The sequence below is a fragment of the Chryseobacterium sp. D764 genome, from assembly GCF_019317325.1.
GTDB lineage: Bacteria > Bacteroidota > Bacteroidia > Flavobacteriales > Weeksellaceae > Chryseobacterium.
Window position 1 is genome coordinate 2,065,712 of sequence record NZ_CP079219.1, and the last position, 14,605, is coordinate 2,080,316.

Consider the following 14,605-nt stretch of genomic DNA (forward strand, 5'->3'; position numbering starts at 1 on the left):
CTTTTACTCATGAAAGACCTAGCTCATTGGCCAAAGTCCGTCATAAGATGAGTTTCCATATGTAATGCTTTCAGCACTTACTACAAAGCTGATCAGCATATTGTTACTGTCTATTGCATCAAAGTCTACTTCATGCTGGATAACATATCCGTTTTCCCATTTCAAAGAAATCAATGTTCCTTCTTCGTGAGATTTATTGAAGTTTATTTCTCCGCTTGTAGGTTTATATTTACTGTTCAGCAAACTTTCTAAAACATCAGATTTTTCTGTTGCTTCAATAGTTACTTTAATCAATGCGTTTGACGGATCAGATGCTACACGTCCTGATATGTCTGTAGATCTTGATACGCTGTAGTTAAGCTTTAATAACTTTTGACCTTCTCCTCCATTGAATTTTAAGATTCCTCTTGAATTTCCTGCCATATTCTTAAATTTTAATCATTAACAACTGTTCCCAGATATAGGATTTATATAACAAAGATAGACTTCATGTTCTAATTTAAAAAGTTTTTATGGCACTGTTTCATAAATTGTAGTAGTTCTACGACATTTATCAAATTTTGAATTAAAAATCAATTTTAGAATTTTAAACTAAATTACCTTGTTTTTAATTGAAATTTTTCTACAAAATCCTTTATAATCCCACATGCACAGGAAACCAAAAACAATCACTTTATTCAATATCAATCATTTAGCATTTTTTTGTGACATCAATAGTGTTTATATCCATACCCAATTACCATAATAATAAGGTTAATGATTACCATACCCATTAAAATATTGCTGTATTTTCTTTTTTTGTCGATAAAACTCAGGCCCAGGGTAAAAAAAAACAATAATAAGGTATATACGGCAGGATACATGTGAAAAGCTTCAGAAAACTTTCCTTCAAACACCAATACAATTGCTCTCTGGGCGCCGCATCCCAGGCATTCCACTCCAAGGAATTTTTTGCTGGGGCAGGTAAGCATAAAGTCTTCGATATCCATTACTGTGGTTTTGTCAACTATTTCTGTAATTAAGAAGAGATTTTGGCTCTGGTATACTGATGTGGAAAAAAGCAGTCTTCTTTCATCTCAAAAGACCCCTGAACGGCAATATATGGATTTCTAAGAATTTCTCTTGCCACAAAAACAAGATCGGCATCACCTTTCTGAAGGATTTCTTCAGCCTGCTCTATTTTGGTAATCAATCCTACTGCTCCTGTCTTTACACCGGCTTCATTTCTCACCTGTGATGAAAAAGGAACCTGATAGCCATCGAAAACCGAAATTTTCGCGCCATGGATATTGCCGCCGCTGGATACATCAACAAGGTCTACAGCATGTTCTTTCAAAATTTTTGCCAGTTCCACACTGCTTTGAATATCCCAACCGTTCTCTGCATACTCCGTTCCGGAAATTCTTACAAAAAGGGCTGTATTTTCATTCAATTCTTCATTAACAGCATCTACAATTTCGATCAGAAACCTGATTCTGTTTTCAAAGCTTCCCCCATATTCGTCTGTTCTGATATTGGATAGCGGTGACAGGAACTGATGGATCAGATATCCGTGTGCCCCATGAATTTCAATAACGTCAAAACCAGCTTCTACAGCTCTTCTTGCTGCTTTTTTAAAATTCTGAACCTGCTCCTTTACCTCATCTGTAGTGAGCGTATGCGGAATTCTTTCCGTCGGGTGATACGGAATAGGGCTTGGTGCAACGGTTTCCCAGCCTTCTTCAATAGAAATCTGCAGGTTATTCCATGTAGAACCTTTCCTTCCGGCATGAGCCAGCTGAATTCCTATTCTGCTTTCAGAGTTTTTATGAACAAACTCCACAATCCTTTGTAATTTTTCTGCCTGCTCATCATTCCAGATTCCCATGCAGTGATTGGTAATTCTTCCTTTAGGTTCTACTCCCGTAGCCTCTACAATCAACAGACCTGTACTCCCTTGTGATCTGCTTCCGTAATGTACGAAATGGAAGTCATTGGCTTCTCCGTTTTCACATGAATACATACACATGGGTGACATTACCCATCTGTTTTTTAACTCTACATTTCTAAATTTTATTGGTGTATATAACATTGTACTCTTTAAAAAAATTGAACTTTTCACCGGAAGAATAAAATATTGCCCACCTCATTAAAAAGAACTAATTTTACCCCCCTTTTTTAGTCTACAATATATGAAAAAAGATATACAGATCAGTTACGAATATTTTAAAAATAGCAGTGAACTGAGCACCATAGAAAATACATTATTTGAAAGAGCCAAAGAGGCTCGTGAGAATGCTTATGCCCCTTATTCTCAATTTCTGGTAGGATGTTCCGTGTTATTGGAAAGCGGAGAAATCTATTCCGGGAATAATCAGGAAAATGCCGCTTATCCATCCGGACTCTGTGCAGAAAGAACTACTCTTTTTTGGGTAGCCGCCAATTTTCCAAATGTGAAAATAAAAAAGATCTTTGTGGTGGGAGGTCCTAAAGAATTTCATGAAAATAATCCTCCGATTCCTCCTTGTGGAGCATGCCGTCAGAGTCTTATCGAATATGAGACAAAACAAAATGAGAATATTGACCTTTATTTCTCCAGTATGAATGAAGAGGTTGTAAAAGTGCAGGCAGTGAAGGATCTGCTGCCATTTTATTTTGATTCTTCATTTTTGTAATAATTAGTGTATTGTGTAGAAAGGCACAAAGATTTTATCTCTGATAAATTTAAAGAAATTTCTACACCGTGTCAAGGTTTAAAACCTTGACACGGTGTGATAAAAGAAAACGAACTTCACATTTCAGCATAAAAAAGACTGTTTCGTAATTTGAAACAGTCTTGTTTTTTTTCTATTCTTCGTCTTCATCTTCATCCCCATCGTCTTCATACTGCTCCAGATAGTAGCTAAAGCTAAAGTCTTCTACTTCGTATTCGGCATCTTCAAGAGTGGTCAGCAGATCTTCAAAAATCTCCAGCTGATCTACGGTCATGTTTACGAATTCCAGATGGAGGGGCATTTCTATTTCTCCGGTGATGGTGTCAGACAGTGCATCAAGATTATCGCCAAAATGTTCAGGAAGCTGAATTTTTTCCTTTAACTGAGCGTAAAAATCTTCATAATCACCTATGTCTGTAAAATCTATATATACTGTCTTCATATTGAACTAAATTTCCAATTTTTATTGATTAAAAAAGTTTTGCATTTTTTGCAGAAATCCGTTTCTTGATTAGAAATCTATCTCTGTGTAAATATTTTTCAAAATTAATATTTATAATAATTTAAATGCAAATTATACACTGGTCATTGCGAGGAACGAAGTGACGAAGCAATCTCAAAAAACATCCATAATATTTTCAACATCCTCCGCAAGGTCTTTCCATAATGGATTCATACTGTTTATCAGATCTAATTTCTTTTGTCTCGAACCAGCTTTTATCTGTTTTTCTCTAAATATAGCGTCACCTATTTCCTGAAAAGCTTCCCAATACACCAAAATATATAAATTATATCTCGAGGTAAAGCTTTGTGAGTAATATGATTCCTTATGCTTGAACTCGTTTAGGCAGATTTGAAGTAACTCCTGTATAAAGAGTTGTATGATTTTTATTAGTCATGATATAGACAAAACCTGCTTTCAACTGTGATTATTTTTTTAAAGATCGCTTCGTCACTTCGTTCCTCGCAATGACAATTTGTTATTTACACATTATTGTTTCTCAAAGCTCTTATAATGATTTTTGGTAAGGTATACTTCCCCATTTTGGGTATAAATGATACGGTCAGCATTTCTTCCGCCGCAATGATAGTTTACATCTGCTTCAAAGTACCTTTCGCCATCAGGCAACCGCCCTTCTCTGTTTCCGAATTTATCTCCGCCAATCGCTTTTCCGGGAATTACGTCACAAAGGTTTCCCTGGGAAGGATTCCATCCTTGTTTTCTGGCTTCATTTTTAGTGATATAATAATCCGGAAGTTGATGATTCTGCTTCACGTAGCTGATCACCGTCTTTTCTTCTGTCAGTTGATCAATAGATACCTGAGCTGATGAATTTCCATTATTGGATGCACCATTCGGGGAGGTACTGCCATAGCTCACTGTTTCCTTTTTTACAGAACCTGCATGATCTTTCTTATCTTCAATAAAGTTCCTGTAAACATACATTACAGCCATTCCGAAAAGGAGTCCCAGGCATATAAAAAATAAGGATCTTATTTTACCGTTCATAACAATAGTTGTTTAAATGTGACAATTTACCCATCAGGCAACGCATCGTTTATTGCTAAATGATGACACTGCTGAACTGGTACATTTTATTATGCTCTCCACTCTTCAGGAATATCACAAACCGGAATAGGATCTATTTTATGTTTGGCCGCTTTATGCATTCTGTCAAAAATCTGGAATACTTCCTTATCTCTTCCTTCGTAGTCATCAGCCGTTTTTGTTCCGTATTCTTTCTGGATTTTTTCCAGTTCCGGATACGTAGCCCCAATCTGCTGTTCGTCCGTTCTGTCTACATCCCAAAGTCCGTCTGTAGGAATAGCTTCCTGAATACTCTTGATCAGATTCAATCCTTTGGCAAGTTTATATACTTCAGTTTTATAAAGATCTGCAATGGGAGAAACATCTACTCCACCATCTCCGTATTTTGTATAAAAACCTATTCCGAAATCTTCTACCTTATTTCCTGTTCCACATACCAAAAGACCGTTCAGCTGTCCGTAATAGTAAAGAGTAAGCATTCTCAGGCGGGCTCTTGTATTCGCAAAAGCAAGTTTCTCGTTAGGATACAGATCATCTTTTACATCAAAAGTTTTATACAATTCTTCAAAAGCAGGTGTAAGATCTACAGACATTGTTTCTACATTGGGGAATCTGGATTTAAGGTCATTCATATGATCCTGTGCACGGTCTACCTGATCTACTTTCTGACGAATCGGCATTTCGATCAGTAATGTTTTCAGGCCTGTCATTGCTGCTAAAGTAGAAACCACTCCGGAATCTACTCCTCCGGAAACTCCAATTACATATCCGTTTACTTTGGCATTTGTCGCATAATCTTTTAACCAGCTTACAATATGATCTATCACTTTTTGTGTCTGCATTGTTTATATTTTTTTAGTCTATTCCAAATTCCTGAGGGTATTTCACCACTCCTTTTTTATTTTTTAATCCGTCTTTTATCAATTCTACAGCCATTCCGTTTTCTTCCGGAATATCGAATGGAAAAGAAATCCCAAAATTACTTGTTTTTTTGTAACCAAAGCGCGGATAATAATTTTCATGTCCGATCAATATTACAGATTCATATCCCAATTCTTTGGCAATATGGTGTCCCTGAAGAATCAATTTCCCGCCGATTCCCTGATTTTTAAATTCAGGTTTTACAGAAACAGGAGCCAGTGCAAGAGATTGGAAAGATTCTCCATCACCTTCAATTGTAATTTTTGTGAACAGAATATGTCCTGCAATTTCACCATTCCCATCTTCTGCCACTAATGACAATTCCGGAATAAAAGCACTGGACAATCTTAATTTTTCAACAAGAAACTGTTCCTGATGATCGCTGTGTTCCATATCTCTGAAAGCTTCCTCTACAAGACTGAAAACTTTTTTATGATCTTTTTCTTCTTCTTTTCTAATAGTCATTACTCTTATATTTTTCACGTTTCAGTTCGTACCAGAAACAGACTCCGTCAGGTTCTTCAAACTCACTGGTTTTTTCAAATCCTAATTTTCTTAAAATATGATTAGACACCTCATGTTCAGAATGAGCATAGGCATAAATAACCTCAGCATTCAGGTCATTAAAACCATAATTCAGAGAAGCTATTCCGGCTTCCACAGCATATCCTTTTCCCCATGATTCCGGCAAAAAACGATATCCCAGCTCCAATACATTTTTGTAGCCATTGGTTTCATGGGTTAATAATTTCAATCCGCTCCAACCTATCAGAAGACCGCTTTCTTTCTCCACTACTCCCAGTCATCCTACTCCATTTTCTTCATATTGTTTCTGAATCATGCTGATAACATTTCTAGATTCATTGATATCTGTCAATACCGGTACACCAATATATTTCATGACTTCCGGATTGGAGTCCAGCAGAAATATACTTTCAAAATCTTCATCCTCGAGTTTTCTTAATATCAGTCGCTCTGTTTCTATTTTCATACTCATTAGTTTTTATTCTTCAGCACCAAAAATAGTTACGTCTGTTTTTGTACCTTTTTTGATGTCTGTTTCTTTTATTTTATTTCCCATTACATTGAGGGTTTGTAAAGCAGGATTCCCGGAAATATCAATTTTTTGAAGCTTATTATGTTCTACATTCAGTTTCCTTAATACTTTGAACTGCGTAAGGTCAACTGTTTTTAATTGATTTAAAGATAATGTTAATTGGTCAATTTTTGGAATTCCATTCAGCGAAATACCTTCCAACAGATTATTGTCCAGATATAAAGAACTTAAATTTTTCAGATTTTCTGCTTTGAATGAGGAGATTTTACATCCTGTACAGGAAAACAATTCGAGTTGATCCAAGCTGTTTAGTACAATATTCGGAATCACATTATCATCCAGAATAATCATTTTCACATTTTTAAAAAAGTGCAGATCTTCTGTGGAAGTAATCCCTTTCTGAACAAGGAACAGGTTCGTAACCGTCCCAGCTTCCATGGGTTCAAGTATTCCGTTTCTATTCAGATCAAAATTTTCAAGTACAGCTTTTTCAAAGTTCTTATCTTTAAATTCCAGCTTTTGCCCATAGAAAAAAGAAAGTCCCAAAATAAGGCAAAGGGTTGTAATTATTTTAATTTTCATCATGAATTGTGTATTTAATCCTTATTTTTGTAAACTTAAATTCCATGTAAAAATAATGAAGATTTTTAGATATATTGCGCTTTCTTCTATTTTAGCTGCCGGACTTGTTTCCTGCAAAAAAGAAGCTGAAAATCAATGGAAGGTAGAAGTTAAAGAAACTGCCGAAAAAGTTGATGTAACAGATATCTCCAAAGAATTTTACAATCCGAATGTTCCGCTGGAGCAGTTTAAAACTCAGTTCCCATGGTTTCAGGGAAGTGTTTCAGATGCAGATTTTGAAAAGAGAAGAATGGATGCTGAAGAGATCAAAATCTACAAGGAAGCGATTGGAAAGATAAATCAGGCTACATTACAAACAGAGCTGAAGAGTTTATTCTCGCATATCAAATATTATTTCCCACAGTTTAAAAGCCCCAAAGTATATTTATTTTCATCTGCGTTACAGATGATCCAGGATCCGATATTTTATGATCAGAAAGGAAATCTACTGTTTATAGATATTACCGGTTTTATGGGAGATGGAAATCCTAATTATAAAGGACTGGAACTTTATTTTCAAAAATCAATGAATCCGCAGAATATCGTTCCTAAGGTTTCACAGCTTTTTGCTGAAAATATTGTAACGGAATCTCCTGATCATCAGAAATTCATTGATCAGATCGTTCTGAATGGAAAAGTAATGATTCTTCAGGATGCTTTTCTTCCTGATGTTCCTGATTATCTGAAAATGAATTATACCAAAAAGCAATATGAATGGGCAACAGCTAATGAAGCCAACATCTGGAATTATTTTGTAGAAAGCAACCTGATTTTCGGTGATGATCCAAGATTGGGAGAGCGTTTCATATCGCCCGGACCATTCTCAAAATTTTATACGGAGATTGACAATGAATCTTCACCACAAATCGGAATTTTTACAGGATGGCAGATCTGTAAGACCTACCTTAAGGAAAAGCCTGAAACAAAACTTACAGCTTTCCTGAAAATGGATGCAACGACCATTTTTAATGAATCCGGTTATAAACCGAAACTTAAACAATAGAAAATTTAGAATTTAGAAAAAATAGAAAAATGAGAAAGACTCAGATTACGATAGATGTAGAGCTTGATGAAAATCATGTACCTGAAAATATTACATGGAACGCTCAGGATGGAGGTATTGATAAGCAAGATACTAAAGCAACGATGATTTCTGTATGGGATGATAAAACAAGAGAGGCATTAAGAATTGATCTTTGGACTAAAGAAATGCCTGTAGACCAAATGAAGATGTTTATCCACCAGATTTTAATATCTTTAGGAAGCACTTATCAGAGAGCAACGGGTGAGGAGGATGTAGCGCAGTGGATGGAAGAAGTTGCAGAAGAGTTTGCTGTGAAATCTGCTATTAAGTAAAAAAACAATTGTGATAAGCTGGAGACAGTAAGCGGTAAGCTTTTTGTATTCAGCTAGAGCAAATTTAATAAAAAACAATGGGCTCAAGTAATATATTCTATTGCTTAATGCTCAAGCCTAAAGCAAAAAATTATGAATTTTAATACAAAAGTAATTCACGGAGGGCAGCACCACGAGTCTGCAACAGGTTCTGTAAATGTTCCTGTATTTTTGACCTCTACGTTTGCACAAAAAAGCCCTGGAGTACATTCCGGATATGAATATTCAAGAGCTGCCAACCCTACAAGGCAGGCATTGGAAGATTCTTTGGCAAGTATTGAAAATGGAGCGAGAGGTTTAGCTTTCGGTTCTGGTCTTGCTGCCATCGACTGTGTTTTGAAATTATTAAACCCAGGTGATGAAGTCATTGCTGTAGATGATCTTTATGGAGGTACTTACAGAATGTTTACAAGACTTTTCGAAAAATATCAGCTGAAGTTTACTTTCGTGAATTTCGATGATGTTTCTAAAATTGCTGATGTTATCACTGATAAAACGAAACTGATCTGGGTAGAAACGCCTACCAATCCTTTGATGAAATTGGTAGACATCAAAGCAGTTGTAGATATTGCAAAAGGAAAAGATATTTTAGTAGCGGTAGACAATACTTTTGCAACACCTTATATTCAGAGACCTATTGATCTGGGTGCTGACATTGTGATGCACTCTGCCACCAAATATCTGGGTGGACACTCTGATGTGATTGCGGGAGCGCTTATTGCTAAAGATGCTGAACTGGGAGAAAAACTTCACTTTATTCAGTTTGCAAGTGGTGGTATTTTAGGACCTCATGATTCTTACCTTGTATTGAGAGGGATCAAAACACTGGCTTTAAGAATGCAAAGACATTCTGACAATGGACTTGCTGTAGCGAAGTATCTTGAAAATCATCCTGCTGTAGATAGAGTAATTTATCCGGGATTAGAATCTCACCCTCAGTATGAATTGGCAAAATCTCAGATGAAGGAAGCAGGAGGAATGGTTTCATTCACTTTCAAATCCGGAAAGAAAGAAGATGCAATTAAATTCTTAGAGAAAGTAAGAGTATTCACCCTTGCAGAATCTTTAGGAGGAGTAGAATCTCTGGCTAACCACCCTGCTCTGATGACCCATGCTTCAATCCCGGCAGAAAAACGTGCTGAACTGGGGATCACTGATGATCTTGTTCGTTTAAGCGTAGGTATTGAAGATGCAGAAGATCTTATTGCAGATCTTGAGAAAGCTTTTTCTTAACATACTATAAACTAAAATGAGAAGGGTTAATCAATCCTTCTCATTTTATTATAACCACCAACCAATCATATGAAAAACACAAGAAAAGCAGTCATTTCCGACTTGCCTCAACTTGCTGAACTATTTGATCAGTACAGAATATTCTATCACAAGACCTCAGATATTTCTGCCGCGACAAGTTTTCTTCAGGAAAGACTTGAAAATAAAGATTCTGAAATTTTTGTTGCAGAAGAAAATGGTAAACTTACAGGTTTCGTACAATTATACCCTATATTCTCATCTACAAGAATGCAGCGCTACTGGCTGCTGAATGATCTCTACGTGAATGAAAACCATAGAGGAAAGGGCTATTCTAAAGAATTAATTGAAGAATCCAAGGAGCACTGCCGTTCATCAAAAGCATGTGGTATCCTTTTAGAAACAGGAAAAAGCAATGATATCGGGAATCAGCTGTATCCAGCCTGCGGATTTGAATTGTATGACTCTGTGAACTTCTACGAGTGGAGCAATTCATGAGTAATGAGAAATCAGTAATGAGTAATTTTATAAAATATATTCATTACTATCATTAACTTTCTGTTGCATTCTCTATACCCACACCCCGAAATCAATTTATAAAAACAAAAAAATAATATGACCGATTTTCAAAAATACATTCAAAGATATTTAGATCAGATTCCATCAGGGAACTGGCTAAACGAACTGCAGATATCAGCTGATAAAACCATAGGAATTTATTCTAACCTTACCGAAGAGCAGTCTCATTTTGCTTATGCAGAAGGAAAATGGACATTAAAAGGACTTCTACTCCATTTATCGGATACGGAAAGAGTTTTCCAATACAGAATATTAGCTTTCGCAAGAGGAGAAAAAAACAATCTTCCAGGGTTTGATGAAAATGAATATGCCGATCAGTCTTTCGCCAATGAAAGAACACTGGAATCTCTTCTGGAAGAATACAAGCTGGTGAGAAAGTCTTCCAAGATTCTATTAGAAACGCTTACGCCTTCCGCCTTACAAAATACAGGTACAGCCAATGGCCATGAAATTTCTGTGGAAACCATCGGAAAGCTGATTGTAGGACATAATTACCACCATCTGAATATTATTGAGGAAAGGTATTTATCGAAGTTGGGATGGATGTAGGAGATTAAAAATAAGTTTTAATTAAGTTTTGGCTAAAGCCAGAGGATTTGTTCCTTTTTTATTTAAATGGGCTAAAGCTCATTTCTATTGAATAAGATAGCATACCTAATAATCGTTGAAACATTTTTCAAATGCGTCATAAAAACATCAATAGGAACGGGCTTTAGCCCGTTTTCACGTTTTACACCATTCCATTGGCTTTAGCCAAAACTTATCAACATAACCACATTTACATCCTGATTTTTTGTCTGAAATCCATAGATTTTCTACCTTTATCCACTCTTTGAATTTCACATACAATTATGGAACATATTATCGAAATATTAAAATCCGGAGGAACAATTCTTTACCCTACAGATACCATTTGGGGAATTGGTTGTGATGCCACTAATATAGAAGCTGTCAATAAAATTTTTGACATCAAAAAGCGCGAAAAAAACAAATCCATGATCATTCTTGTAGAATCTGAAAAAAGACTTCAGGATCTGGTGGATGTTCCTGAAATAGCATGGGACATTATTGATCTTAGTGAAAAACCTGTAACGATCGTTTATGAAAATCCAAGAGGTTTACCCAAAGAACTTCTTGCGGAGGATGGAAGCATCGGAATACGTCTTGTAAAAAATGATTTCTGCAAAAAACTAATTACAAAACTGAACAAACCTCTGGTATCTACCTCTGCCAATTTCAGTGGCGAGAAAAGCCCATTGAAATTCTCTGATATTTCTGAAGAGATGATTGGTCTTGTAGATCATGCAGTGGAAGAAGACAGAGAAAAAGTTTCAAAATACGCTGGTTCTTCGGTGATCAAAATATGGAGTGACAACAGAATAAAGGTTCTTCGGGAATAGAAATTCTGAACCTTTTTGTTTATTTTTTAGAGTCTTGTCAGTTCATATCGGCAGGATTTCTTTTTTTTAATTCTATCTTTGCAAACTCAACTCATAAATTATTTGCTATGAATCATCAGGAATTTGCTCAAATGTGGGTTAATGCATGGAATTCTCATGATTTAGAGACTATTCTTACCCATTATTCGGATGATATTGAGATTACAACTCCCATGATTGCGATGGCTACAGGTGGTAAAGAAAGTTCTTTGAAGGGAAAAGAAGCTGTCCGTGAATATTGGAGAAAGGCATTGGAAAAATTCCCAAATCTCCATTTTGATCTTATTCATTCTACAGCGGGAGTAGATTCAGCAGCATTATTTTATAAGTCGATTATGGATAAACATGCTGTTGAAGTCATGTTTTTTAATGAAGATGGAAAAATTAATAAAATGTATGCTCATTATGATTAATGGGTTACATGCGTAGAAATTGTCACTATTATTAACGATGAAAATTAATCTTAATCAAAATAAGAATTTAAAACTTTTTAAAATAATTTCTGAAGCAGCAGAGAGGAATAACCAGTCCGTGTATATTGTGGGTGGTTATGTACGTGACCTTCTGATGAACAGAAAAGCTTCTACAGATATAGACTTTGTAACAGAACAAAGCGGTATAGAGCTTGCTCAAAATGTAGCTCAGGATATAGATCCTAAATTAAAGGTTTCCGTATTCAAAACTTATGGAACAGCAATGATTAAGTATAAAGAACTTGATCTTGAATTTGTGGGAGCAAGAAAGGAAAGCTATACCGAAAACAGCCGAAAACCGGAAGTAGAAGGTGGAAGCCTTGAAGATGACCAGAAAAGAAGGGATTTCACCATCAATGCGATGGCTATTTCTTTAAATAAAGATAATTTCGGAGAACTGATTGATCCGTTCAATGGGGTTGAAGATCTTGAGAATGGAATTTTAAGAACTCCTTTGGAACCGGCTCAAACCTATTCTGATGATCCGTTGAGAATGATGAGAGCGGTACGTTTTGCTTCAACTTTAAATTTTAAAATTGAGGAAAACTCTCTGCAGGCTATCCAGCAGGAAGCGGAAAGAATCAAGATTGTTTCTATGGAAAGAATCATGGTAGAATTCAACAAGATTATGCTTTCTGAAAAACCGTCTGTCGGATTGAGGCTCATGGAGCAAACCGGTCTTATGAAGCTGATTATTCCAGAGCTGATCGAACTTAAAGGAGTGGAAGAAGTGGAAGGACAAACCCACAAAGATAACTTTTACCATACTTTAGAAGTTGTAGATAATATTTCTGTGAATACAGATAATCTTTGGCTTCGTTGGTCTGCCTTACTCCATGATATTGGTAAAGCTCCTACAAAAAAGTTTGTAGAAGGAACAGGATGGACTTTTCATGGACATGAGTTTTTAGGTTCAAAAATGGTTAAAAACCTTTTCCAGAGATTGAAATTACCTTTGGGAAGTGATATGAAATATGTTCAGAAAATGGTAAAACTTTCATCGCGACCTATTGCCCTGATCACTGATGATGCTTCAGATGCTGCATTGAGAAGACTTTTATTTGATGCCGGTGAAAACCTTGAAGATCTTTTTACCCTTTGTAAAGCTGACATTACAACTAAAAACTCCAAGAAACAGGAAAAGTTCAAAAGAAACTTTGAATATGTAGCGGTGAAGATCAAAGAAGTGGAAGAAAAAGATCAGGTAAGAAACTTCCAGCCGCCTATTACTGGTGAAGAGATTATGCAAATGTTTAATCTTAAGCCAGGCCGTGAAATTGGTATTTTGAAAGAGAAAGTAAAAGAAGCCATTCTGGAAGGTGAAATTCCCAATGAAAAAGAGGAAGCCACAAAATTTGTGATTGCTGAAGCGGAAAAACTGGGATTAACAATCTAATTCAATCTATAGCTAATATAAAAGCCCGGCGGGATGTTCCATCCCGCCGGTTTTTTTATTTTCACAAGGAAAACAAAGCCGGCCGGTTTCAAAAGAAACCGGCCGGAAAAAAACACAAATGATGAAAAAATAAAAAATTATTTTTTTATATACTGTGAAGTATTATGGATTCAGGTAAGTACCGTTAGCACCAAGACCTCCAGTTTTAATGGATCCCATCTTGCTCCCTGTAGCTGCTGAATATATTACCATTTCACTTTCTTCTGTAAACTTCTTAACGTCTGATGCAAAGATTCTTCCATCAATAACATTAAATCCATAAAGCGTATAATAAGGTCCACCATCCGCTGCTGTTAATAACGGACTTGCAGGAACTGTTGGTGTAGCTAAGCTTGTTGTATATACTTTATTGACAGAGCTGAAATAGAACTTATCGTTATCAATCTGAAGATTTGTAGCATTTGGAATTCCTGTCAAAGTAATTACCGGTGTTATAATTCCTGCGCTCGTAATCTTGTAGATATAAGAATCTGTAGCTGTTGAAGAAATTGTGTAAACATTGGATTTGTAAGATACAGTGTTTCCAATCTGACCATTCGGAATGGAAATTTCAGTTTTGCTATCGTTGGAAGTATTGATATACGTAATCTTATTTCCAAATCCTGATGAAGCATTCTGTACGAAAACATTTCCTCCTGCTTCTACTGTTTTATCAGAAACATCAGCCATGTTGATTTTACTTACAAATGAATAATCAGAAGCTTTATATTTCGTTACACTTTGAGTATGAGCAATGAAATTGGTGTTGGCAACATAAATAAATCCATTCGCAAAAGTAATTCCTCTTGGATTATCAAGCTGATCTGAAATGACTGCTAATTTCTTAAATGTATAACGGTCTACTACAACAATTTTGTTCGAGTTGTTTATCACAAGATAAGCCTTATTTCCGTCAAGACCAATGGTCTGAAGAACGTCACCTAAGATTTCTTTACTATTGTTATAACCATATACATCGTCCTGCTTCAGGCTTAAATCTCTTGTAAGAAATGTTACTTTAGCCCCCTGGCTGTTGAAGTTACCTTCATTAGAGATAAAATATCCGTTCTGGTAAGTGATCGGAGACATTTCAAACTCTGCAGAGTCACTTGTACATGAAGACATGTTAAACAATAAAACCACTGCAAATAATACAGTTAAAAGTTTAGTTATTCTCATAATTTATTCAATT

19 protein-coding genes and 1 pseudogene are annotated in these 14,605 nt (G+C 35.9%); 9 read left to right on the forward strand and 11 right to left on the reverse strand.

Going from position 1 to position 14,605, the window contains the following annotated elements:
* Window positions 1-18: 18 nt before the first annotated feature.
* The 3 genes from tssD to namA form a co-directional block, all read right to left on the reverse strand.
* The gene (gene tssD, locus KYG33_RS09250) at window positions 19-423 is read right to left on the reverse strand and encodes a type VI secretion system tube protein TssD (RefSeq protein ID WP_077418161.1); all 405 of its coding nucleotides are present in this window, start codon (window positions 421-423) and stop codon (window positions 19-21) included.
* A 287-nt stretch (window positions 424-710) separates the two neighbouring features.
* Window positions 711-989 (reverse strand): DUF2752 domain-containing protein, encoded by a 279-nt coding sequence (locus KYG33_RS09255; RefSeq protein WP_077418159.1) that lies wholly within the window; start codon window positions 987-989, stop codon window positions 711-713.
* Between the two features lie 29 nt (window positions 990-1,018).
* Window positions 1,019-2,071: an NADPH dehydrogenase NamA gene (gene namA, locus KYG33_RS09260; RefSeq protein ID WP_219073121.1), complete on the reverse strand. Its 1,053-nt coding sequence runs from the start codon at window positions 2,069-2,071 to the stop codon at window positions 1,019-1,021.
* Between the two features lie 100 nt (window positions 2,072-2,171).
* Between namA and KYG33_RS09265 the strand changes: the two genes are divergently transcribed.
* Complete coding sequence (locus tag KYG33_RS09265) at window positions 2,172-2,654, forward strand: cytidine deaminase (protein ID WP_077418153.1); 483 nt, start codon at window positions 2,172-2,174, stop codon at window positions 2,652-2,654.
* Between the two features lie 172 nt (window positions 2,655-2,826).
* On the opposite strand, the gene KYG33_RS09270 is transcribed toward KYG33_RS09265, so the two are convergent.
* The 7 genes and pseudogenes from KYG33_RS09270 to KYG33_RS09300 all read right to left on the reverse strand — a co-directional run bounded on the left by KYG33_RS09270 (window position 2,827) and on the right by KYG33_RS09300 (window position 6,805).
* A complete protein-coding gene (locus tag KYG33_RS09270; RefSeq protein WP_077418150.1) occupies window positions 2,827-3,135 on the reverse strand; it encodes a barstar family protein in 309 nt (102 codons plus the stop codon).
* A 385-nt stretch (window positions 3,136-3,520) separates the two neighbouring features.
* Window positions 3,521-3,592, reverse strand: coding sequence for a hypothetical protein (locus KYG33_RS22575; protein ID WP_317169715.1), 72 nt, complete (start codon window positions 3,590-3,592; stop codon window positions 3,521-3,523).
* Window positions 3,593-3,684: 92 nt separating this feature from the next.
* Window positions 3,685-4,203 carry a ribonuclease domain-containing protein gene (locus KYG33_RS09280; RefSeq protein WP_232538990.1) on the reverse strand — a complete coding sequence of 173 codons (519 nt, stop codon included), beginning with the start codon at window positions 4,201-4,203 and terminating at the stop codon, window positions 3,685-3,687.
* 89 nt (window positions 4,204-4,292) lie between these two features.
* A complete protein-coding gene (nadE, locus tag KYG33_RS09285; RefSeq protein WP_219073122.1) occupies window positions 4,293-5,084 on the reverse strand; it encodes an NAD(+) synthase in 792 nt (263 codons plus the stop codon).
* A 13-nt stretch (window positions 5,085-5,097) separates the two neighbouring features.
* Window positions 5,098-5,628: a GNAT family N-acetyltransferase gene (locus KYG33_RS09290; RefSeq protein WP_180564375.1), complete on the reverse strand. Its 531-nt coding sequence runs from the start codon at window positions 5,626-5,628 to the stop codon at window positions 5,098-5,100.
* Window positions 5,618-6,160 (reverse strand): annotated as a pseudogene (locus KYG33_RS09295) (GNAT family N-acetyltransferase). The gene KYG33_RS09290 and the pseudogene KYG33_RS09295 overlap by 11 nt, the downstream one beginning before the upstream one ends.
* Before the next feature lie 6 nt (window positions 6,161-6,166).
* Complete coding sequence (locus KYG33_RS09300; RefSeq protein WP_077419340.1) at window positions 6,167-6,805, reverse strand: leucine-rich repeat domain-containing protein; 639 nt, start codon at window positions 6,803-6,805, stop codon at window positions 6,167-6,169.
* Window positions 6,806-6,857: 52 nt separating this feature from the next.
* Here KYG33_RS09300 and KYG33_RS09305 point away from each other — a divergent pair, with 52 nt between their 5' ends.
* From KYG33_RS09305 to KYG33_RS09340, 8 genes are all read left to right on the forward strand, one after another.
* Window positions 6,858-7,844: a gliding motility protein GldB gene (locus KYG33_RS09305; RefSeq protein WP_175627297.1), complete on the forward strand. Its 987-nt coding sequence runs from the start codon at window positions 6,858-6,860 to the stop codon at window positions 7,842-7,844.
* 29 nt (window positions 7,845-7,873) lie between these two features.
* Window positions 7,874-8,197, forward strand: coding sequence for a gliding motility protein GldC (gldC, locus tag KYG33_RS09310; protein ID WP_077419338.1), 324 nt, complete (start codon window positions 7,874-7,876; stop codon window positions 8,195-8,197).
* A 132-nt stretch (window positions 8,198-8,329) separates the two neighbouring features.
* Window positions 8,330-9,469, forward strand: a complete 1,140-nt coding sequence (locus KYG33_RS09315; protein ID WP_219073123.1) for a cystathionine gamma-synthase — start codon at window positions 8,330-8,332, stop codon at window positions 9,467-9,469.
* Window positions 9,470-9,538: 69 nt separating this feature from the next.
* Window positions 9,539-9,985, forward strand: coding sequence for a GNAT family N-acetyltransferase (locus KYG33_RS09320; RefSeq protein ID WP_077419336.1), 447 nt, complete (start codon window positions 9,539-9,541; stop codon window positions 9,983-9,985).
* 117 nt (window positions 9,986-10,102) lie between these two features.
* A complete protein-coding gene (locus KYG33_RS09325) occupies window positions 10,103-10,615 on the forward strand; it encodes a DinB family protein (protein WP_219073124.1) in 513 nt (170 codons plus the stop codon).
* 302 nt (window positions 10,616-10,917) lie between these two features.
* Window positions 10,918-11,466 carry an L-threonylcarbamoyladenylate synthase gene (locus KYG33_RS09330; RefSeq protein ID WP_219073125.1) on the forward strand — a complete coding sequence of 183 codons (549 nt, stop codon included), beginning with the start codon at window positions 10,918-10,920 and terminating at the stop codon, window positions 11,464-11,466.
* A gap of 107 nt (window positions 11,467-11,573) precedes the next feature.
* Complete coding sequence (locus tag KYG33_RS09335) at window positions 11,574-11,918, forward strand: nuclear transport factor 2 family protein (RefSeq protein ID WP_077419333.1); 345 nt, start codon at window positions 11,574-11,576, stop codon at window positions 11,916-11,918.
* Between the two features lie 37 nt (window positions 11,919-11,955).
* On the forward strand, window positions 11,956-13,374 hold the full coding sequence (locus KYG33_RS09340) for a CCA tRNA nucleotidyltransferase (RefSeq protein ID WP_077419332.1): 1,419 nt from the start codon (window positions 11,956-11,958) through the stop codon (window positions 13,372-13,374).
* 162 nt (window positions 13,375-13,536) lie between these two features.
* Here the strand turns inward: KYG33_RS09340 and KYG33_RS09345 are convergent, their stop codons facing one another.
* Complete coding sequence (locus KYG33_RS09345) at window positions 13,537-14,592, reverse strand: YncE family protein (protein ID WP_180564379.1); 1,056 nt, start codon at window positions 14,590-14,592, stop codon at window positions 13,537-13,539.
* Between the last annotated feature and the right edge of the window lie 13 nt (window positions 14,593-14,605).